Here is a 21464-nt window from a genome sequence, read left to right as displayed (position 1 = left end):
GTGCGCCCGCCCCCACGGGCCGGCTGTTTTACGACCACTTTCTGAGCCTTTGCAGGGAGAAAACGGGATGGGACTGACCGCGAGGATTCGCACGCGGGACGGATGGGCCGTGTCGCACGCGGTCGTCACGGTGACCGACATGACCGGCACGCAGGTGCTGCGCGCCGAGGCGGACACCGAGGGCACCGTGCGGGACGCGACCCCGCTGGCGCCCGGGCCGTACACCGTCATCGTCACCGCCGTCGGCTACGCGCCCGCCGCCTCCAGCGCGATCGTCACCGCGAGCGGACGCGCCGAGGTCGGCACCGTGACGCTGGCCCGCCAGGGCGGCACCGAGCTGCCGCCGCCCGGGCCGTGGACCGTCGACCCGGCGCACTCCAGCGTCGCCGCGGTCGCCCAGCACCTGGGCATCTCCAGCGTGCACGGCCGGTTCACGGAGTTCGCCGGCACCGTGGAGATCGCGCCGGACGACGTCACCAAGTCCCGGGTGGAGGCGGTGATCAAGGCAGCCTCCATCGACACGGGCAACGGCATGCGCGACACCCACCTGCGCTCCGCGGACTTCCTGGACGTCGAGCGGTACCCGGAGATCACCTACCGGTCCACCGGAGTGAGCCAGGCCGGACCGGACCGCTGGACCGTCCACGGCGAGCTGGGCCTGCACGGCGTCGTCCGCCCGGTCGACCTGGACCTGTCCTACCTCGGCACCGGCGCCGACCCGTGGGGCGGCACCCGGGCCGCGTTCCGCGCGACCACCGAACTGCGGCGCGAGGACTTCGCGATGAACTACAACCAGGTCCTCCAGGCCGGCATCGCCGCCATCGGCACGACCCTCAGGGTCGAGCTGGACGTCCAGGCGGTCCAGGGGGAGTCACTGCCGGCCGCGTGAGGCGCCGCCGGACGCCCGGGCCACCAGCTCGTCGCACAGGTCCCGGAGCTTGACGTTCGTGTGCTGCGAGGCCCGCCGCAGCCGCTCCAGCGCGCGGTGGGCGTCGATCCGCTCCCGGGCCATGAGGATGCCGACCGCCTGGTCGATGACGCTCCGGGAGAGCAGGGCGGTGCGCACGTCGGCCGCCGAGGCCTGCTGCCGCTCCACCCGCAGGGCCTCGTTCACGGCGTCCGCGGCCCGCTCCGCGAAGGTGCGGGCCGCGTCGTGCGACGCGGCCAGGGAGCCGGGCTCGGGGCCGTAGAGATTGAGCGCGGCGCCCGTCTCGCCCTCGACGGACAGCGGCAGCGCCAGCACACAGCGCACGCCGGTGCCCAGCGCGTACCGCGTGTACGCGGCCCAGCGGGTCTCCGCGGCGAGGTCGGCGGCGTACTGCGTGCGCCCCGTCTCCGCGGCGTCCACGCAGGGACCCGAGCCGTTCTCGTACTGGCGCAGGTCCAGGCCGCTGGGCAGGCCCTCGCTGCCCGCCAGGGTCATCAGCCGGTCGGCACGACGCACCGTGACCGAGCAGGCGGCGGCCCCGGGCACCTGCACGACCGCGCGGTCGGTCAGGTCGCGCAGCAGGGTGTCGAGGCCCTGACTGCGCGCCATGGCTCCCTCGAGCGTGTCTTCGGTCTGCGAGGTCATGCCCCTACGGATGTCCCGTCAGCGCTCGCCCACGCCTCGCCCTCCGGCGCCGGTGTTGGCGTCGACGATGCGGCGGGCGAGGTCGCGCAGCTTCACGTTCTCCCGCTGCGAGGCCTTCACCAGGGATTCGAAGGCACCGGCCGCGTCGATGTCCAGGCGCTCCATGAGGATGCCGGTGGCCTGGCCGATCAGGTCCCGGGTGCGCATGGCCTCGGTGAGCTGCTCGCGCACGGTCGCCGAGTCCAGGGCCAGGCTGACGTGCGCGGTGAACAGGCGGCCGATGCGGGTGGCGTCCTCGTCGAAGACGCGGGGTCCCCGGGCGTACGCCGTCAGCACGGTCAGGCGGCGCCGGTCGGCGCGCAGCCGCAGCGACAGGGCCGAGCGGAGGCCGAGGCCGGCCAGGGCGTTGCCGCCGCCGTCGGCCTCGCTGTCGGCTATGCGCACCACGGGGGTGGTCCACAGGTTGTCCCAGTCCGGGTGCGGCGCGCGGGGGCCGCCGTGCCGGGGGTCGGCCGCGAACCGTACGACCTCGTCCGTCCAGGCGAGGGTGCGCAGCCGGCTGCCCCGCTCGAACTCCAGGATGCCCGCGTGCTCCGCACCGGGCAGCAGCCGCACCGCCAGCTCGACGGCCGTGCTCATGGTGCTGTCGGGGCTCTCCGTCCCGTGCAGGTGACGGGCCGCCGCCGTCAGAGCCTCGGCCAGCTCGAAACCCGCCGGAAAACGCGGCAAATCAGTAAATTCGGACGCAGCCACCACGAACCTCTTCGGCATGCGCGGCCACACGGCCGTGCGCAGGAGAGCTCCGCAGCACATTCCTGACTGCGAGCACAGGACGAACAGCACTTTAGCTGCTTGGTTGCCCGCCGGTGACGCCCGGCCGACGGAGCGGTGGGCACCTTCCGTCCCTGTCGGCCCCCGTGGTGGAATGGGGCCGGGTCAGGAAGTGGCCTTGCCGGAAGCCGGACGGACGACTGTCAGGTGAGTGCCGTGACCTTCCTCCCCCCACCCAGCGAGACGTGCGAGCCGTGTGATCCACCGGGCTGCGTCGTGCTCGCCCTGCCCCGCGAGATCGACTTCTGCAACGGAACGGGGCTGCTGCCCCTGATCATGACCGCGGTGGACCAGCGGTCCGACGGGCTGCGCCTGGTCGTCGTGGACCTGACCGCGACCCGCTTCATGGACTCCCAGGGCGTCCGCCTCCTCGACGAGGTCCGCCGCCGACTGCCCGGCGGCGCCCGGCTGCGGGTGGTGGCCGCGCCGGGCGGCGTGCCGAGCCGCGTCCTGGAACTGTCCGGCCTGCGCCGGGACGTGCCGGTGCACGACAGCGTCAAGGAGGCGCTGCGGTCGTAGAGCGGGACTTCGGACCAGTGGGGGCCTTGGTCCAGGGCCGGACAGGCCCTGGACCGTCATCCGCGTTCGACCATCGCCTCGATACCCGCCACCAGCAGGTCCAGCGCGAACTCGAAGTCCCGGTCCAGCATCTCGGCCACCGTGTCACCGCCACGCGCCGACATGATGGCCCGGGACTCCGCGATGACGTCGGGGGCGGTGTCCGGCGACTCGGCCACCGCGCTCATGGAGTCCTGGAAGTACTCGTCCGGGCTCAGGCCGGTGTCCGCCGCCCGCGCGAGGAAGTGGCCCTCGATGGTGCCGTAGCCGTAGACGAACTGGAAGACGGCGGCGATGGCACTGGCCAAGCGGTGCGCGGGCAGACCGCTGCGGCGCATGACGCCCTGCACCGCCCGGGAGAAGGCCAGCGAGTGGGGGCCGATGTTGAGGTAGGTGCCGACCAGCTGGGACAGCCAGGGGTGGCGCACCAGCAGCCTGCGGTTCTCCCGGGCCAGCGTGCGCAACTGCACGCGCCAGTCCTCGGCGGCCTCCGGGTCGGGGCGGCGCAGCTCGCCGAAGACGGCGTCCAGGGCGAGTTCGAGCAGCTCGTCCTTGGTGTCGACGTACCAGTAGACGGACATCGCGGTGACGTTCAGCTCGGCGGCCAGGCGGCGCATGGAGAACTTGGCCAGGCCCTCGGCGTCCAGCAGCCGGACGGTGACCTCGGTGATCCGCTCCCGGTCCAGCCCGGACGGCTGCCCCCCACGCCGCCCACCCGGCCGGCCTCCTCCCTCCAGCCACACACTGGCCCGCACCCCCTGCCGCCCCGCCTTCGCCATGCGCACCGTCCCTCGACTTCTCGAATGCCGGTCATGCTAAGCGCCCCGCCAGGGGCGCGGGACCGCATCGATGTGCGACTCCGCCGCGTGGGCGCGACCAGCCACAACGAGCCCGCAGCCGCACGACTACCCCACCACCCGAACTCTTAGGCGACCACCTTCTCCGCCCTCCGCAACAACACCGCCGCCACCACCCCACCCAGCAACACGGCCACCGCCCCCACCAACTGACTGCTCTCCACTCCGGAGGAGAACGCATCGATCACCCGCCCCCGCTCCTCCTCCCCCTCCGCCGCGGCCAACGCCGCCGGCAACGACGCCCCCGCGACCGGCACCAGCGCCGCGAACCGCGCGTTCAGCACCGCGCCCAGCACGGCCACCCCCAGCCCGTTGCCGAACTCCGCCAACGTGCCGTTGACGCCCGCACCGACCCCCGCCTTGGCCGGCGGTATCGAGCTCATGAGCGCGTGTGCCATGGCCGGGTTGCCGAGCGCACACCCCACGCCGATCAGCAGCAGGCCCAGCAGCGTGCCCGCGTATCCCTGGCCGGTCAGCGTGGCGATGGCCACCAGGCCCGCCGACATCAGCACCATGCTCAGCAGCACCGCCACCGGCGCGCCCAGCCTGGCCAGCCACTTCGCGGCCACCCCGGAGAAGTTCAGCAGCACCACCGTCAGGGCCAGCGGCGCGGTCCGCAGCCCGGCCTCCAGCGGGCCGTAGCCGAGGACGAACTGCAGGTGCTGGGTGAGCAGGAACAGCGCGCCGCCCATGCCGAAGGTGATCAGCACCAGGCCGGCCACCGCGCCGGTGAACCGCTGGTCGCGGAAGAACTGCAGGTCGAGCATGGGGTACGAAATACGGCTCTCCCAGTACGCGAAGAGCGCGAGCACCCCCACCGCGACGCCGGCCGTGGCCAGTACCCGGCCCGACGTCCAGCCGTGTTCGGGGCCGGAGATGATCGCGTAGACCAGCGCGGCCATGCCGAGCGTGGAGAGCACGGCGCCGAGCAGGTCCGGGCGGTCGCCCTGGCGGTTCCTCGACTCGGGGACCAGGGTCACGACGGCGACCAGGCCCAGCGCCACGACCGGCAGGTTGATCAGGAAGATCGCGCCCCACCAGAAGTGGTCCAGTACGAGCCCGCCGATCAGCGGCCCGCACGCGAAGCCGAGCGCGCTGACCGCGCTCCAGATGCCGATCGCCTTCGCGTGCTCCGCGGGCGCGAAGATCTGCATGACCACGGCGAGCGTGGTGGTCAGCAGCACGGCACCGCCGACACCCATGCCGGCCCGTGCCGCGATCAGCTGGCCGGTGGTGTCCGCGAGGCCGGCCGCCAGCGAGCCCAGGCCGAACAGGGCGAGGCCCGTGGCCAGCATCTTCTTGCGGCCGTAGCGGTCGGCGGCGCTGCCCGCGCTGAGCAGCAGGCCGGACTGGACCAACGAGTAGGCGTTGATCATCCACTGGATGTCCGAGGTGGTCGCGCCCAGTTCGCTGGTGAGCGAGGGGATGGCCACGTTCAGCACCGTGTTGTCCAGCACCACGGTCAGCTGGGCGAGGCTGATGACGCCGAGGATCAGCCAGCGCTGCGGGTGGCCCTGGACCGGGGGCGCGGTTTCCTGAGCTCGGGAGGACGTCGTCATGCTGTACAGCGTATGGGAGTTCTTATACGCTGTACAGCACACGATGTCCGGCCTGGCCGGCGCGTCAGCCCGTCGGCTGGGTGAGGTCGTAGAAGGTGGTCGAACCGGCCGTGACCTCCTTGAAGTTGGCCTCGACCCACGAGGTGATCTGCGACGAGGTGCCGGAGTCGCCGCCCATGCCACCCATGCCGCCGCCTCCGACGAAGTAGTGGATCCTTCCGTCCGCCACGTACTTCTTGAACTGGGCCAACGTCGGCGACGGGTCCGTGCCGTTGAAGCCGCCGATTGCCATCACCGGGTCGCCGGTGCTGAGCTGGTAGCTCGCGGCGTTCTGAGCGCCGACCGCCGCGGCGACCCAGGTGTAGTCGTCGGCGTCCGCCTCCAGCAGCTTCTTGGCCTCGGAGTCGACCTGGGCGCCGTTGAGCAGACCACCCATGCCGCCGCCTCCGCCACCGCCCATCGGGCCGCCCTCGCCGGTACGGCCGTTCGGAGCCGTCTGACCGTTCTGGCCGGTGCCAGGAGCGCCGTTGCCCTGCTGGTTCCCGCCGGGCACGCCTCCCGGGAAGCCTCCGCCCCCGGGACCACCCTGGCCCTGGCCTTGTCCCTGCTGCCCCTGGCCTTGTCCCTGCTGCCCCTGACCCTGCCCCTGCCCGGGTGCGGTGCCGCCGCCCGGGAAGCCGCCGCCCCCGAAGCCACCGCCCCGGCCACCGCCGCCCCCGCCCGGACCGCCGCCCCTCATGCTCGCGCCGGACGGACCGGCCGTCACGATGGAGCCGCTGTGCCCTTCCTGCACGGTGCTCAGCGTGTACGCGGTCGGCGCGGCCAGCGCCGCCACCAGGCCGAGGCCCGCCACCCCGAGCGCGATCCGCCGCCCCAGCCGCCCGACGAAGACGAGCCCGAGCGCGGCGACCAGGCCGCCGACGAGCACCAGCCACCTCAGCCAGGGCAGGTAGTCGGGCGTGCGGTTGAGGAGTACGTACCCCCAGGCCGCGGTCGCCGTGACGGCGGCGGCGAGGGCGAGCGACGCCCGGATCCGCTCGCGCCGCTCCCACAGCGCCGCCGCCCCCATGCCGGTCACGGCCGCGAGGTAGGGCGCGAGGGCCACCGTGTAGTACTGGTGGAAGATGCCCGCCATGTAGCTGAAGACCGCCGTGGTCATCAGCAGCGAGCCGCCCCAGACCAGGAGGGACGCGCGGGCGGCGTCGGTGCGGCCGGCCCGGCGCGTGGCGATCAGGCCCGCCACGAGCAGGATCAGCGCGGCCGGGAGCAGCCAGGAGATCTGGCCGCCGATCTCGGAGTTGAACATCCGGTCCCAGCCGGTCTCGCCCCACTGACCGCCGCCCCCGCCGCCCGTGCCGCCGCCACCGCCGCCGACGCTGCCGGTCTCCTCGCCGTTGAGCCGACCCAGGCCGTTGTAGCCGAAGGTCAGCTCCAGGAAGCTGTTGTTCTGCGATCCGCCGATGTACGGGCGGGACGACTCCGGCCACAGGTCCACGATCGCGACCCACCAGCCGCCGGAGACGACGAGCGCCACGGTCGCCAGCGCGAGCTGCCCCAGCCGCTTCTTCAGCCGCACCGGCGCGCAGACGCCGTAGACGAGGGCCAGGGTCGGCAGGATCAGGAAGGCCTGGAGGGTCTTGGCCAGGAAGGCGAAGCCGATCGCGACGCCGGCCCACACCAGCCACTTGGTCCGGCCGTCCTCCAGCGCCCGCACGACGAGGTAGCAGGCGACGGACATCAGCAGCGCCAGCATGGCGTCCGGGTTGTTGAACCGGAACATCAGCGCCGCGACGGGCGTGAGCGCCAGCACGACCCCGGCGATCAGTCCGGCCGCCGGGCTGAACCGGCGGCGCACGGCCGCGTACACGACGGCGACCGTCCCGACGCCCATCAGCACCTCGGGGACCAGGATCGACCACGAGTTCAGCCCGAAGATCCGGACCGCCAGCGCCATCGGCCACAGGGCGGCCGGGGGCTTGTCCACGGTGATGGCGTTGCCCGCGTCGAGCGAGCCGAAGAAGAACGCCTTCCAGGACTCGCTGCCCGCCTGCACGGCCGCCGAGTAGAAGGAGTTCGCGTAGCCGGAGGCGCTCAGGTTGTAGAGGTAGAGCAGGGCGGTGGCCAGCAGCAGGCCGAGGAAGGCCGGGCGCACCCAGCGGGGGTCCTCGGGGCGGCCCCGCCAGAGCCTGCCCAGCCGGGGCTGCCCGGACGCGGGCGGCGCCGCCGACGGCGGTCCCCACTCCTGGCCGTCCGGCGGGCGTGTGTCCCCCGCGTGCGCCGTCCGGTCGTAGTCCGTCGTCATCGTCCGTCCCTCGGGTCGGTGTCGGCGGGGGGCACCGGCTGCAGCCGCACGGTCTCGTCCCCCCAGGCGCGGTACGGGTCCGCAGGCCGGTGTCCCGGCATGCTCGCGCCCGACGAGGTGTCCGGGACGTGCGGCGCCGCCGTCACGGCGGGCGGCGTGTCCGGGAACACCCAGGCGCGGAAGAGCAGGAAGCGCAGCACGGTGGCCGCGAGGTTGGCGGCGATCAGCACCGCCAGCTCGGTGGAGTGGGCCGGGTCGGTCGTCGCCGCGTTCAGGGCGGCCAGCGAGCCGCTGGTCAGGACGAGACCGATGCCGAAGACGACCAGCCCCTGTGCCTGGTGTCGCACGGCGCCGCCCCGGCCCCGCACGCCGAAGGTCAGCCTCCGGTTGGCGGCCGTGTTGGCGACCGCCGAGACCAGCAGGGCCAGCGCGTTGGCGAGCTGGGAGCCGGCGAAGGGGCGGAAGCCGCTGTAGAGCAACAGGTAGAAGAGGGTGGACAGGACGCCCACGGCGCAGAACCCGACGAGCTGCCGGGCCAGCCCCTGCGGTACGTCCTTCAGGTCCCGGTCCCGCGGATCGTCACCGAAGGGCCGGGCCAGCCGGTCCAGCGGCAGCGAACCGGTGGCCAGCGCCTTGCCGACCCGCCACACGCCCTTGAGGTCGTCGGTCGCGGTCTTCACGATGTGCACGGTGGAGTCCGGGTCGTCGACCCAGTCGACCGGCACCTCGTGGATGCGCAGCCCCGCGCGCTCGGCGAGCACCAGCATCTCCGTGTCGAAGAACCAGCCGGTGTCCTCCACCAGCGGCAGCAGCACCTGCGCCACGTCCCGGCGGATCGCCTTGAAGCCGCACTGGGCGTCGGAGAAGCGGGCCTGGAGGGAGCCGCGCAGGATGAGGTTGTAGGAACGCGAGATGAACTCCCGCTTGGCGCCGCGCACCACCCGCGAGCTGCGGGCGAGCCGGGAGCCGATCGCCAGGTCCGAGTGACCGGATATCAGCGGGGCCACCAGCGGCAGCAGCGCGTTCAGGTCGGTGGACAGGTCTACGTCCATGTAGGCGAGGACCGGGGCGTCGGAGGCCGACCAGACGGTCCTCAGGGCCCGGCCCCGGCCCTTCTGCTCCAGCCGGGAGGACCTGACCTCCGGGAGTTCCGCCGCCAGCCGCGCCGCCACGTGCGGGGTGGCGTCCGTGGACGCGTTGTCGGCGACCGTGATGCGGAACCCGTACGGGAACGTCCGGGTGAGGTGCTCGTGCAGTCTCAGGACGCACGGCCTCAGGTCCTTCTCCTCGTTGTAGACGGGGATCACTACGTCCAGGACAGGCGTACCGGCTCCTGCGGCCGGGAGGTGCTCCCGCGCCGGCAGGGAGCCGGGAGAAGAGTCGGTTCGCATGGGACCGACTCTTCTCAAGTCCCCTGTCGCACCTGTGTGGTGACGCTGTGCTGTACCTGTGAGTGCGGGCGTGCGTACCCCTGGGCCGGCAGCGGGGGCAGGTACACGGTGAAGACCGTCCGCCCCGGCACGCTGTCGACCGTCACGCCGCCGCCGTGCGCGGTCGTCACGGCCTGCACGATGGCGAGCCCGAGGCCGGTCGAGCCGGTCGCCCGCGAGCGTGCGGAGTCGCCGCGCGCGAACCGCTCGAAGACGTGCGGCAGCAACTCGGCCGGAATGCCCGGCCCGTTGTCCTCGACGTCCACGCACAGCCAGGCACCGCTCGGCCGCACCCGCGCGGTGACGGTCGTCCCGGGCGGGGTGTGGTTGCGGGCGTTCCCCAGCAGGTTGACCAGCACCTGCTGGAGCCGGGCGGCGTCCGCGGACACCAGCGCCGGTTCGTCGGGCAGGTCGAGCCGCCAGGTGTGGTCGAGTCCGGCCGCGCGGGCGTCGCTGACGGTGTCCACGACGAGCGGTACGAGGTCGGTCTGCTCGAACTGCAACGGCCGCCCGGCGTCCAGGCGGGCGAGCAGCAGCAGGTCCTCGACCAGCAGGGTCATCCGCCCTGCCTCGGACTCGATGCGGCCCAGCGCGTGCCGGGTGTCGGGGCCGACCTGTTCCCTGCCCCTGCGGGTGAGTTCGGCGTACCCGCGGATGGAGGCGAGCGGCGTACGCAGCTCATGGCTGGCGTCCGCGACGAACTGCCGGACCCGCGTCTCGCTCTCCTGCCGTGCGTGCAGCGCCCCGTGCACGTGGTTCAGCATCCGGTTGAGCGCGGCACCGACCCGGCCGACCTCGGTGTGCGGGTCGCACTCGGACTCCGGGACGCGTTCGTTGAGGTTCACCTCGCCGGCGTGCAGGGGGAGTTCGGAGACGCGGGTGGCGGTGGCGGCGACCTTGCGCAGGGGGCGGGTGGCGACCCCGACGATGACGGTCCCGGCGAGGGAGGCGGCGATCAGACCGGCGGCGGTGACGCTGGCCTCGACGAGGATCAGGGTGTTGATGGTGCCGGTGACGTCGGAGGTCGGGAGGGCGGCGTAATAGCCCTTGTGGTACTTCACGCGGTAGTCGCCGAGGCCGGGGATCTCGACGGTGTGCGCCTTGTCGTCCTGGGGGACGGAGGCCAGCGCGGCGCGTCCCGCCTCGCTGAGAGAGACCGCGGTCGTCCTGCTGACGTCGGTGCTGTCGTCGTCCTTCTTGCCGTACTTGGCGTCGACGACCACGCCGTCCTGCACCTCGGCGACGATCGTGCCGCGCGGCTGGGGACCGTGGGTGACGAACTCGTCGAGGTCCACCCGCTGCGGGGCCCCGATGCCGACCTTGGGGTCGCCGGGCGGCCCGAAGCCGGACACCCGCGCCGCGACCTCGTGCACCTGCCCGTCCAGCTGCTCGTACAGATGCGACCGCAACGCCACCGTCGTCACCGTCCCGATCACCGCGCACACCACCGCGATCAGCGCGACCGACGCGACGACGAGCCGCGTCCGCAGCGTCCGTGGCCGCGGTCGTCGCCGCCCGCTCACGACGTCGCGGGCTTGATCAGGTAACCGGCGCCGCGCCGGGTGTGGATCATCGGCTCGCGCCCGGCATCGATCTTCCGGCGCAGGTAGGAGATGTACAGCTCGACGACGTTGGCCTGGCCGCCGAAGTCGTAGGACCACACGCGGTCCAGGATCTGCGCCTTGCTCAGGACGCGCCGCGGGTTGCGCATGAGGAAGCGCAGCAGCTCGAACTCGGTGGCGGTGAGGTGGATGCCGTCGCCGCCCCGGGTGACCTCGTGGCTGTCCTCGTCGAGGGTGAGGTCGCCGACGACCAGGAGGGAGTCGGAGCGCCGGTCGGCGGCGCCCGAGCGCCGGATCAGTCCGCGCAGCCGGGCGACGACCTCCTCCAGGCTGAAGGGCTTGGTGACGTAGTCGTCCCCGCCGGCGGTCAGCCCGGCGATCCGGTCCTCGACCGCGTCCTTGGCGGTCAGGAACAGCACCGGCACGTCGGGCAGGTCGCGGCGCAGCCGCCCGAGCACGCTCAGCCCGTCCATGTCGGGCAGCATCATGTCCAGCACGACGGCGTCGGGCCGGAACTCGCGCGCGGCCTGGACGGCGCCGTGTCCGTCGCCCGCGCTGCGGATCTGCCAGCCCTCGTAGCGCAGGGCCATGGACAGCAGTTCGGTGATGGACAGCTCGTCGTCCACTACAAGCACCCGGACGGGGCTCCCGTCCGGCCTCAGCAGTTCGGTGCGCCCCTGGGGCGAGGTCGTGGTCATACCGGACACGATGTCGGGGCGCTCTGAGAACACCCTTTCCCCAAGCTGTGATTTCTCTGAGAAACCCACAGGGGCTTCTCAGGGACAGCCGGTCAGCGCACCGACAGCCCGAACAGCCGGGCCGCGTTGTCGTGGCAGACGCCCCGCAGCCAGGCGTCGCCCAGCTCCAGGCGCTCCAGCGCGTGCAGCTGATGCAGGTAGGGGTACGGGATGTTGGGGAAGTCCGAGCCGAGCAGGACCCGGTCACCGAGGTCGGCCAACCGGGGCAGCGCCCGCCGCGGGAACGGGGCGAGCCGCTCGCTGAAGTCGGTGAACGCCATGGTCGTGTCCAGCCGCACCTCGCCGTACCGCTCGGCGAGGTCCAGGAAGTCCTCGTACTCCGGCATCCCGAGGTGCGCGACGACCAGCCGCAGCCGGGGGTGCCGCGCCAGGACCCGCGCGATCGGCTCGGGCCCGGTGTGCTTGCCGGGCGCCGGCCCGGAACCGCAGTGGACGACGACCGGGACCCCCGCCTCGGCGAGCACCCCCCAGGCCGCGTCGAGCAGCTCGTCGGCCGGGTCGTACGCCCCCACCTGCACATGCGCCTTGAAGACCCGCGCGCCCTCCTCGACGGCCCGGCGGACGTACGTCTCGACGCCCGGCTCCGGGAAGAGGGTGGAGGTGTGCAGGCAGTCGGGCGTGCGGCGGGCGAAGTCGACCGCCCAGTCGTTCAGCCACGGAGCCATGCCGGGCTTGTGCGGATACAGCATGGCCGTGAAGGCCCGCACCCCGAAGTCGCGCAGCAGTGCCGCGCGTTCGTCCTCCTCCTTCCGGTAGGTGATCGGCCACTCGACCCCGCCGGTCAGCGGACCGAGGGCGTCGAAGTAGCCCCAGACCTTGCGCAGCACGCGCTCGGGCATGAAGTGCGTGTGCACGTCGACCAGTCCGGGGAGCCCGAGCCCCTCCCAGAACCGGCGGACCTGCCCGGCCTCGTGATCACTCATGCGGCCACGATCGCGCCCGGCCCGCCGCCCCGGCAAGGGGGCGAGGCCGTCAGAACAGCCCGTCCTGGACCCCGGCCGCCGCCCCGGTGAACTCCCGCACGGGCACGGCACACGCCTCACCACTGACGGCCACCAGCTCCCACCCCGTCATCAGCCGCGTATCGAGCACGACGACCCCGCGCTCCGTCGCCAGATGCAGATCCGGCCCGGCGACGGCCACCAGCTCACCACCGATCGCGCCTCCCGCCACCAGCCGGACCACCTCGCCCACGGCGGCCGGCCCCCGCCCCGACGGCTCGATCCCGAAGAGGCCCACGTGATCCACGGCCCGGAACGCCTCCGGCGTCAACGACTCCGGCCAGCCGCCCAGCCCCACCGCCCGCGCATGCAGCTCCGCGATCTCGGCCGCCCGCTCCTCCTCGGACCCGGGCAACCCCGCCCGCACCGCGCGCTTGTGGGCGTACGGAATCCGGTCGGGCACCCGCAGCGCGGCCCGCAGCAGCTCCTCCGTGCGCCGCGCGGCCATCAGCGGCCCGTGGCCCAGCCAGCTGAAGCAGACGGCACCCTGCTCCAGCAGCCGGGCGGCCCCCCGTTCGTATGCGGTGATCCCCACCTTGACGAGCCCCGGCCCGAACCACGCCAGGTACACGCGGTACGGCCGCGGATCGTCCGCGATCGTGTCCGCGGCCACGGAGTGCGCCCGGTCCAGCCGCGCACACTCCTCGCACCGCGCCCCCGTACTCCGCCCCGACACGGCCACCCCGGCCGGACACGCGTGCCCCCGCGCTCCCACACACGTCCGCTCACCCCCCTCGGCGACCCCGAAGGCCACCCGCTTCCCCCGGACCAGCGCGCTGCGCCGCCCCCCGATCCACGCCAGCACGGGACCGTCCGCCGCCCACCGCAGCCCCGCGCACTTCCATGCCTGTGCCATCGCTGTCGAGAGTAGAAGCACCCACTGACAATGCCGACAACACCAGGGGCGGGCACTAACTCGCAGTTAGTACCCGCCCGGAAGTACGGCATGGAGCGGTAGGGGGAAGCGGAGAAGTACGGTGTTCGGCATGAAGGCAAGCGAGACGATGTGCCCCGAGCGCCTGGTCATGGAGCACGTCACCAGCCGCTGGGGCACCCTGGCCCTGATCTCCCTGCTGGACCGCTCGTACCGCTTCAGCGAACTGCGCCGGGAGATCGGCGGGGTCAGCGAGAAGATGCTGGCCCAGACCCTGCAGACCCTGGAGCGCGACGGCCTGGTCCACCGGGACGCCAAGCCCGTGATCCCGCCCCGCGTGGACTACTCCCTCACGGACCTCGGCCGCGAGGCCGCGGAACAGGTCCGCGGCCTCGCGCAGTGGACGGAGCGGCGGATGGCGGCGGTCGTCAGAGCACGCGAGGCGTACGACGCCGCGAAGGCGTGATCCACCGCCACCCGCCCGCCCGGCGGCATCACCGCCTCACTGCTTGAGGACCGCCTCCATGACCTTGCGGGCGATGGGCGCGCCGAGACGGCCACCGGAGATGTCCGCACGGGAGATGTCCATGTCGGTCGGGTCGATGAAGACCGCCACGGCGACGGAGGACCCGTCGTCCTTCTTGCCGTAGGAGACGAACCAGCCGTACGGCACCTCGTCGTTCACGTCGACACCGCGCTGCGCGGTACCGGTCTTGCCGCCGACCGTGATGCCCTCGATCTGGGCGCGCTGGGCGCTGCCCTCCTTGGCGGTGAACTCCATCATCTGCTGGACCTTCTGCGCGGTCTCGGCGGACACCGCCTCGCTCATCACCGCGGGCTCGGTCTTCTCCAGCGTGCTGAGGTCCGGGCCCTTGACCTCGTCGACGATGTAGGGCTGCATCAGCTTGCCGTCGTTGGCCAGCGCGGCGGTGACCATGGCCATCTGCATCGGCGTGCTGGTGAGGCTGCCCTGGCCCATGCCGGTGAGCGCGGTGCCCGGCTTGTCGAGGTCCTCGGGGTAGAGGCTCTTGGTGGCGAGCAGGTCGCCGAAGTCCTCGGAGTAGACGTCCTCGTTGAAGCCGAACTTCTCCGCCGTCTCCCGCATCTTGTCCTGCCCGACCTTGGATGCGGCGTCGAGGAAGACGTTGTTGCACGAGTACTGCATCGCGACCTTCATCGAGGCCTTGTTGCAGACCCCGTCGCCGGCCTCGCTGCCGATCTTGTTGCTGGACTGCGGCAGCTTGTACGGCGATTCCGCGTCCGTGCGCGCGTCGATGTCAGTGACGACCTCGTGCTCCAGCGCGGCGGCCGCGGTGAGGATCTTGAAGGTGGAGCCCGGCGGGTAGGTCTCGCGCAGCGCGCGGTTGGCCAGCGGCTTGTTCTTCTGCTTGTCGAGCGCGACGAAGCGGTCGGACTCCTTGAAGGTGCTGCCCGCGAACTGCGCCGGGTCGTAGGACGGCGCCGACACCAGGGCCAGCACCTTCCCCGTCGCCGGGTCCAGGGCGACCACGGCGCCCCGCGCGCCCTTCAGGTCGGTCAGCCCGTCCCAGGCGGCCTTCTGCGCCTTCGGGTCGATGGTGGTGACCACCGAGCCGGCGCGCCGGCCCTCACCGCTGACGACGTCGGCGAACCGCTGGAAGGCCAGCCGGTCGTCCTTCCCGGTCAGGATGCCGTCGTACGTCTTCTCCAGCAGCGTCATGCCCTGCGCCTGCGACGCGTACCCGGTCACCGGCGCGTACATCGGTCCGTTGACGTAGGTGCGCTTGTACTTGAGGTCGGTGCCGTCCACCTCGGTGGAGCCGGTGATGGCCCGGCCACCGACGACGATGTCTCCGCGCGGGGTGGCGAACTGCTCGATCTGCACGCGCCGGTTGTTCGTGTCGGAGGCCAGTTCCGGGGCCCGGACGTACTGGAGCCAGTTCGCGCGGATCAGCAGGCCGAGCACCAGCAGCCCGCAGAAGATCGCCACGGCCCTCAGAGGCTTGTTCACCGGATGCCTCCGTCGAGCCTCGGCCGGTCGGATATGAAGACGGGTCCTCGCAACATGCGCTCACCCTAGACACAGTTGCGAATCGCGATCACCCCGACGGGGAAAAGCCAGAGGCCCCGCCGATCTCTCGGCGGGGCCTCTGGTGCGATGTGCACTCGGCAGGATTCGAACCTGCAACCTTCTGATCCGTAGTCAGATGCTCTATCCGTTAAGCTACGAGTGCTTGTCTCTTCAGTTTTCCCGCCGCTCCCGGCCCTTCCGGCCCGCTCGCGGCGACAGGAAGAACATTACATGACTGCCGCCGCCATGTGAAATCCATTGGCCACACCCCTTGTGACCTGCGCAAATGCCGTCCAGGGTCACTCTGGGGTCTCCCCGGACAACACCGAAGCCCCGGCCGTGAGGGCCGGGGCTTCGGTGATCGGTGCGGAGGCGGAGGGATTTGAACCCTCGATGGGCTTTAAGACCCAAACCGCATTAGCAGTGCGGCGCCATAGACCGGACTAGGCGACGCCTCCAGACAACATCACCCCTCGCGTGCGAGCGCGAGTGGCGCGTGCCGATGATGACACAGTCGAGCGCGCTGTCACCAATCGACCCCTACGGTACTAGGCGGGCGGGCCACAGGGCAAAGACCTTCCGGCGCGGTCGGTCGCGCAACGTCCGGCGCGGCCGGTCGCGCAACGTCCGGCGGGCCGGCGCGTTAAGCAGGGCATGTCAAAAGTCATGTCCAAGGTCACCCGCTTCCCCGCCGCCCGCCTCCTGGGCGCCGCAGCCCTGTCCGTCGCCACCCTCGCCGCCCTCCCCGCCGCGCACCCCGCGGCGGCCGCCGCGGAGGGTGACCACCTGACGGTCACCGTCCGGGACGCCGGCCCGGAGGCGGACGGGACGTACGAGCTGTACTGCAACCCCGACAGCGGCAGCCACCCCGACCCGGCCGGTGCCTGCGCCGCAGTCGGACGCGGCACGCAAGGGGGGCAGGACCCCTTCGCACCGGCCCCGGCGAGCACCGTCTGCACCATGCAGTACGGCGGACCGGCCACCGCGCAGGTCACCGGCACCTGGGCCGGACGCCCCGTCGACATGACGTACGACCGCCGCGACGGCTGCGCGATCTCCCGCTGGGACGGCATGGTGCCGCTGCTGCCGAAGGCGGGGGCGGCGCCCGGGTGGTCCTGACCGCGGGGCCGCTGTGCCCACCCGTGTGCGTGCCCGACTGCCTGCCCCCGCGCCTTCCGGCGGCGGTGCGCGGGCACCCGGTCACACGTTCTACGTCACTTCACCGGACGACCTCCGTCCCATCCCCCACCGTCCGCCGGGCCCCAGCCCTTAGACTCCCTCGCGTGACACTGCTGCGGGCCGATTGGCAAGATGGCCCAGGCGGTCGGCAAGTGCGGTAACAGGAGGGAAGCGTCTCGTGAGCAGCAGGCCATCCCGAGGCGCTGCTCGCCTCGCAGCCATACTGGACGCGCTGCCCGACGCGTTGGTCCTGGTCAACGCGAACGGCACCGTGGTCAACGCGAACACCATCGCGCTGGAGGCCTTCGAGGCCCCGGGCACCGCGCTGGTCGGACGCGGGCTGCTGGATCTGCTGCCGCAGTTCGACTCGCGGCTCATCCCCGGGTCCATGCGGCGGCCGGACCACATCGACCCGCGGGCGCGCACCAAGCCGACCCGGATGGTCGCCCGGCGCACCGACGGGACCGAGTTCCCCGTCGAGGTCACCAGCGCCAACCTGGAGACCGGCCAGCAGGCCTACGACACCTACGGCTACACCGGCGACGAGCTGCTGATGCTCGTCGTCCGCGACCTCTCCGGCACCGTCGACACCGAGGCCGAACTGGCCCGTTCGCAGCGGCAGACCGAGATGATCCTGCGGGCCGCGTCCGAGGGCGTCGTCGGCACCGACACCGACGGGCGGATCGTCCTCGTCAACCCGGCCGCCGCCCAGATCCTCGGCTACCGCGCCAGTGATCTCGGCGGCCGTGAGCTGCACACCCTCGTCCTGCACTCGCGGGCCGACGGCTCGCCGTTCCCGTACGACGAGTCCCCGCTCGCCGACACCCTGCGCTCGGGCCGCAAGCACCGGGTGCGGGGGCAGGTGGTGTTCTCCAAGAACGGCGACCAGCTGCCGGTCGACCTGACGACCGCTCCCGTGCGCGACGGCGACCAGCTCGTCGGCGCGGTGATGACCTTCACCGACCGGCGTCCGCACGACGCGCTCGTCAAGGAGCGGGAGGACGCCGAACAGCGGCACGCCGAGGAGCTGGAGCGACTCGCCGAGGAGCACGCCTCCGAGCTCACCGCGCTGCGCCAGCAGCACGTGACCGAGCTGGAGGAGCTGCGGGAGAAGCACGCGGAGGAGGTCGCCGCGGACGCGGACCGCTACGCCGCGCTCGGCGAGCGGGAAAAGGACCGCTACGAGGCGCTCGCCGCCCGGCACGAGCAGTTGCTCACCCTCCTCGGCGACTCTCTGCGCGGCCCTCTGGAGGAGCTGCGCCACGAGCTGGCCGCGCTGGCCGCGGACGACGCCGGGCAGCTGTGGCCCGAGGCCAACCAGGTGCTGCACCACCTGTCGGCCGGTTACTCGCGCATCACCACGCTCATCGACAACGTGCTCGGCTACCAGCGCCTCGACACCGGCAGCGAGAACGTCGCCCGGACGAAGGTGATGCTCGACGCCGTCGTCACCGCGGGTGTCGACGGGGCCGTGGAACTGATCGGGCCGGGGCGGGTCCAGTTCGCCGTGCACGCGCCGCCCATCGAGGCCGAGGTCGACCCGCGGCTGCTGGCCACCGCGCTCGCGCATCTCGTCGCGGACGTGGCGGGCGTCGACGCCACCGGCAACTCGCCCGTGTCGGCGACGGGCGGCTACCTGGACAACACCGTCGTGGTGGCGGCGGCGCAGCGCGGCGAGGTCGTCCGCATCGAGGTGCGCGGGCCGTACGCCGGGGGAGACCCGGTGCACGAGCCGATCGTGCGCGGGATCGTGCGGGCGCACGGGGGCGTGCTGCAGACGCACGAGGTACCGGGCATGAGCGGCAGCGCGTACGTGCTGGAGGTGCCGATCGGTGGCGGGGCGGGGGCCGTCGCGACCCAGGCTCCGGTCCCGGACACGGCTGCCGGCGCCGAAGGTGACCCGGGTGCGGGCAGCGCGCTCGCCGTTCAGGAGGCGGCTCCCGGCGGCGGGCGGCGGCGCGCCCGGCGGTCGTCCGTCGACGCGTTCCTGGAGAGCGAGGTCGGCGGCGCGGCGGGTACGGGTGCCGACGGGGCGTCCGGCCCCGAGGCCGAGGGTGCCGCACCGACCGGGCGACGCCGGCGGCGTGCGGCCCAGGCTCAGGACGTCCCGGAAGCAACGCAGGGGGCGGCGGCCCCGCTGCCGGTGCCCGCACAGGCGGCGCCGGGCGAGGGGTCCGGCGGCACCGGACGCCGACGCGGGCGGCCCGCGGGGGACGCCGTCGAGGCGGTGCCGCAGGTGGCTGCCGGGGTTTCCGAGGGCGCCGTCGTCATGGCCGGCGAGAACGCCGGTGGGGCCGCGGCCTCCAACACCGGTCTGGGCGGGACCGTGCCGCCGCAGGGCGTACCCGCACCCACGGGGCGGCGCGGCCGGCGGGACGGTGGCGAGCAGCACGCGCTGCCTGCGGCGCTGCCCGCGCAGGCCGGCGAGGCGGACCCGGCCGACGCGTCCCGGCCCACCGGGCGCCGTCGGCGCGCCCTGGCCTCCGCGAACGAGCGTGCCGCCGCGCAGGAGGCGGCGCCGCGTCAGGTGTTCGCGCTGCCGCCCGCCGACGCTGACCGGCCCTCCGACGACGGGGCGGCCGTGGCCCCTGCGGAGCAGGCCCAGGTGCCCGGCCCCGCCGTCTCCGGTGACGCCCTGCTCGACGACGGCCGGCACGACGCCGTACCGCACGACCAGGCCGACGACCACACCCCGCCGCAGCCGCACCCGACGGAGGCCCCCACGGGACGCCGCCGCCGATCCGCCACGCCCCACCCCACCGAGCCGTCACCCACGCCGGTCACGGTCCCGGGTCGGGGAGTCCCGGCCCAGGGCGGGCCGGTGCCGGGTGCTGCGGCGCAGGGCGCTCCCACGCAGGACGGCACGATCCCGGGCGCCCCGACGCCCGGTGACCCGACGCCGGGGGCTCCCACGCCGGACGGCACGACCCCGAGCGCCCCGACGCAGGACGGCACGATGCCGGGGGCTCCGACGCAGGGCGCACCCACGCAGAGCGGCGCGATCCCGGGCGCCCCGGCACAGGGCGGGCCGACGCCGGGCGGCACGATGCCAGGGACCCCCATGCCGGGGGTTCCGATGCAGGGCGCACCCGCGCCGGACGCCGCAGTCCCGGGCGCCCCGACGCCGGGCGGCACGATGCCAGGGACCCCCATGCCAGGGGCCCCGGCGCACGGCGCACCCACGCCGGACGCCGCAGTCCCGGGCGCCCCGACGCCGGGCGGCGCCGTCCCGGGAACCTCGGCGCACGGTGGCCCGACGCCGGGTGGCGCGGTGCCAGGGGCTCCCGTGCCGGGCGCTCCCACGCAGGGTGCCGCGGCGCCGAGTACGCCGGCACAGAGCACCGTCGGCCAGGGCGTACCCGTGCCGCCGCAGGCCACCGGCGGTCAAGGCGCACCCGCTCCCGGGGCCGCGTCCGCGCAGCACGCCGCTCACCCCGAGGTGCCCCGGCCCGCCGACACCGACGCCGTTCAGCCCGCGACCGCGGGTCGGGCCGGCCCCGCTCCCGCCCCGCAGCCGTGGCCCGCCACCGCGGACACCCCGGCCGCCGGTACGTCCGTACCGCCCGACCCCGGCGCCCCCGTCCCGCCGGCCGGTGTCGCAGGCGACGGGCAGGCCGTGCCCCCCGCCTCGGCGCCCCCGCAGGGCGGGCCCGCGACCACGCCGAGCCGGGGCACCCCGTTGCCGCCGGAGAACGCTCCCGCCCCGCGCATGGCGCAGCCCCTGCCGGCGGAGGCCTCCGCACCGCTCGACCCGAACTCGACGCAGGGCAGGGCGTTCAGTGTGCGGACGCTGGGCCAGGGGGTGCCGTTCAACCGGCAGGCCCTCCAGGTGCAGCAACCGTCGGCCACCCCCGCCCCGCAGCAGCCGGGCGGTTCCGGCCGGCGCCGCAAGCTGGGTACGCCGCCCGACCCGGCCACGGCACGCCCGGAGCAGACGGCCCGTCCGCACCCTTCGACCGAGCAGCCGACCCCCGCCGCGCCCCCGAAGGCGCAGCCGCAACCGCAGGGCCAGGAACAGGAACAGCCGTCCCTGACCGGCGGTCAGGGACTGCGCGCGGCGACGACCGAGGGCACCGGACGGTCGTACGCGATAGGGGCACCGGACAAGAACGCCGCCGAGGGCCCCGAGCCGCTGGACGGACCCGGCGGGGCCGTGGAGGTGGCGGACCCGCCGCGTCCGCAGCCGATGGACGACGAGCTGCCGCCCGAGCCGCTGGACAACCCGCGCCGGCTGCTGGTGTGGCCCGCGCCGGACGTCTCCACCCAGCAGGCGCTCAGCGACCGCGGCTACCGGCCGGTGATCGTGAACTCGCGCGAGGAGGTCGACGCGCAGATCGCGGCGTTCCCCGCCGCGCTGTTCGTGGACCCGCTGACCGGGCCGATCACGCGCACGGCACTCCAGTCGCTGCGGCAGGCTGCGGTGGCGGCCGAGGTGCCGGTGCTGGTCACGGCCGGGCTCGGACAGGCCTCGCGCGACGCGGCCTACGGCGCCGATCCCGCCGTACTGCTGAAGGCGCTCGCGCCGCGCGACAGCGAGCAGCACCCGCCGCGCGTACTGCTGATCGAGGAGCACGCGGAGATCGCGCTGGCGCTGACCGCGACGCTGGAGCGGCGCGGCATGCAGGTGGCGCGGGCGGCCGGCGACGCCGACGCGGTGACACTGGCGGGGCAGTTCCGGCCGAACCTGGTCGTGATGGACCTGATGCAGGTCCACCGGCGCCAGGAGGGCTCCGCCGGGATCGTCGACTGGCTGCGCGCGAACGGCCGGCTCAACCGCACCCCGCTCGTCGTCTACACCGCCGCCGTCGACCAGGCCGACCTGCCGCGGCTGGCCTCGGGCGAGACCGTGCTGTTCCTGGCGGAGCGTTCCACCAGCGGCGAGGTGCAGTCCCGGATCGTGGAGTTGCTCTCACGGATCGGCACCAACTGA

Annotated in this window: 16 protein-coding genes and 2 tRNA genes; 5 read left to right on the top strand and 13 right to left on the bottom strand. The window is 73.4% G+C overall.

Features of this window, described 5'->3' with window-relative positions:
- The first annotated feature begins 67 nt into the window (after window positions 1-67).
- Window positions 68-889: a YceI family protein gene (locus ACIGO6_RS15275; protein ID WP_399875701.1), complete on the top strand. Its 822-nt coding sequence runs from the start codon at window positions 68-70 to the stop codon at window positions 887-889.
- Here ACIGO6_RS15275 and ACIGO6_RS15270 read toward each other — a convergent pair.
- A complete protein-coding gene (locus tag ACIGO6_RS15270; RefSeq protein ID WP_399875699.1) occupies window positions 872-1573 on the bottom strand; it encodes a GAF and ANTAR domain-containing protein in 702 nt (233 codons plus the stop codon). The genes ACIGO6_RS15275 and ACIGO6_RS15270 overlap by 18 nt on opposite strands.
- Window positions 1574-1591: 18 nt before the next feature.
- The gene (locus ACIGO6_RS15265) at window positions 1592-2344 is read right to left on the bottom strand and encodes an ANTAR domain-containing protein (RefSeq protein ID WP_399875697.1); all 753 of its coding nucleotides are present in this window, start codon (window positions 2342-2344) and stop codon (window positions 1592-1594) included.
- Window positions 2345-2560: 216 nt separating this feature from the next.
- Here ACIGO6_RS15265 and ACIGO6_RS15260 point away from each other — a divergent pair, with 216 nt between their 5' ends.
- A complete protein-coding gene (locus tag ACIGO6_RS15260) occupies window positions 2561-2923 on the top strand; it encodes an STAS domain-containing protein (RefSeq protein ID WP_399875696.1) in 363 nt (120 codons plus the stop codon).
- Window positions 2924-2979: 56 nt separating this feature from the next.
- Here the strand turns inward: ACIGO6_RS15260 and ACIGO6_RS15255 are convergent, their stop codons facing one another.
- The 8 genes from ACIGO6_RS15255 to ACIGO6_RS15220 all read right to left on the bottom strand — a co-directional run bounded on the left by ACIGO6_RS15255 (window position 2980) and on the right by ACIGO6_RS15220 (window position 13287).
- Window positions 2980-3741: a TetR/AcrR family transcriptional regulator gene (locus tag ACIGO6_RS15255; RefSeq protein ID WP_399875695.1), complete on the bottom strand. Its 762-nt coding sequence runs from the start codon at window positions 3739-3741 to the stop codon at window positions 2980-2982.
- A gap of 146 nt (window positions 3742-3887) precedes the next feature.
- Window positions 3888-5378: an MFS transporter gene (locus ACIGO6_RS15250; protein WP_399875693.1), complete on the bottom strand. Its 1491-nt coding sequence runs from the start codon at window positions 5376-5378 to the stop codon at window positions 3888-3890.
- A gap of 64 nt (window positions 5379-5442) precedes the next feature.
- Entirely contained in the window at window positions 5443-7680 is a 2238-nt protein-coding gene (locus ACIGO6_RS15245) for an ArnT family glycosyltransferase (protein WP_399875691.1), read from the bottom strand.
- The gene (locus ACIGO6_RS15240) at window positions 7677-9071 is read right to left on the bottom strand and encodes a glycosyltransferase (protein ID WP_399875690.1); all 1395 of its coding nucleotides are present in this window, start codon (window positions 9069-9071) and stop codon (window positions 7677-7679) included. Before ACIGO6_RS15240 ends, ACIGO6_RS15245 begins: the two co-directional genes overlap by 4 nt.
- Window positions 9072-9085: 14 nt before the next feature.
- Window positions 9086-10633 (bottom strand): ATP-binding protein, encoded by a 1548-nt coding sequence (locus tag ACIGO6_RS15235; protein ID WP_399875688.1) that lies wholly within the window; start codon window positions 10631-10633, stop codon window positions 9086-9088.
- Entirely contained in the window at window positions 10630-11370 is a 741-nt protein-coding gene (locus ACIGO6_RS15230) for a response regulator transcription factor (protein ID WP_399875687.1), read from the bottom strand. Before ACIGO6_RS15230 ends, ACIGO6_RS15235 begins: the two co-directional genes overlap by 4 nt.
- Window positions 11371-11462: 92 nt before the next feature.
- Window positions 11463-12353 (bottom strand): amidohydrolase family protein, encoded by an 891-nt coding sequence (locus ACIGO6_RS15225; RefSeq protein WP_399875685.1) that lies wholly within the window; start codon window positions 12351-12353, stop codon window positions 11463-11465.
- Window positions 12354-12402: 49 nt separating this feature from the next.
- The gene (locus ACIGO6_RS15220; RefSeq protein ID WP_399875683.1) at window positions 12403-13287 is read right to left on the bottom strand and encodes a DUF2797 domain-containing protein; all 885 of its coding nucleotides are present in this window, start codon (window positions 13285-13287) and stop codon (window positions 12403-12405) included.
- A gap of 130 nt (window positions 13288-13417) precedes the next feature.
- Here ACIGO6_RS15220 and ACIGO6_RS15215 point away from each other — a divergent pair, with 130 nt between their 5' ends.
- Entirely contained in the window at window positions 13418-13771 is a 354-nt protein-coding gene (locus tag ACIGO6_RS15215) for a winged helix-turn-helix transcriptional regulator (RefSeq protein WP_399875681.1), read from the top strand.
- A gap of 36 nt (window positions 13772-13807) precedes the next feature.
- On the opposite strand, the gene ACIGO6_RS15210 is transcribed toward ACIGO6_RS15215, so the two are convergent.
- From ACIGO6_RS15210 to ACIGO6_RS15200, 3 genes are all read right to left on the bottom strand, one after another.
- Window positions 13808-15295: a peptidoglycan D,D-transpeptidase FtsI family protein gene (locus ACIGO6_RS15210; protein ID WP_399875679.1), complete on the bottom strand. Its 1488-nt coding sequence runs from the start codon at window positions 15293-15295 to the stop codon at window positions 13808-13810.
- A gap of 150 nt (window positions 15296-15445) precedes the next feature.
- Window positions 15446-15518 (bottom strand) — tRNA-Arg (locus ACIGO6_RS15205).
- A 204-nt stretch (window positions 15519-15722) separates the two neighbouring features.
- Window positions 15723-15813: transfer RNA gene (locus ACIGO6_RS15200), tRNA-Ser, on the bottom strand.
- Window positions 15814-16009: 196 nt separating this feature from the next.
- On the opposite strand from ACIGO6_RS15200, the gene ACIGO6_RS15195 reads away from it, so the two are divergent.
- Window positions 16010-16474, top strand: coding sequence for an SSI family serine proteinase inhibitor (locus ACIGO6_RS15195; protein WP_399875677.1), 465 nt, complete (start codon window positions 16010-16012; stop codon window positions 16472-16474).
- 238 nt (window positions 16475-16712) lie between these two features.
- Window positions 16713-21464, top strand: a complete 4752-nt coding sequence (locus tag ACIGO6_RS15190; protein WP_399875676.1) for a PAS domain-containing protein — start codon at window positions 16713-16715, stop codon at window positions 21462-21464.

The organism is Streptomyces sp. NPDC053750, from assembly GCF_044544295.1.
Classification (GTDB): domain Bacteria; phylum Actinomycetota; class Actinomycetes; order Streptomycetales; family Streptomycetaceae; genus Streptomyces.
Note: the sequence above shows the minus strand (reverse complement) of the source record. Positions and strands in the feature narration are given on the sequence as shown.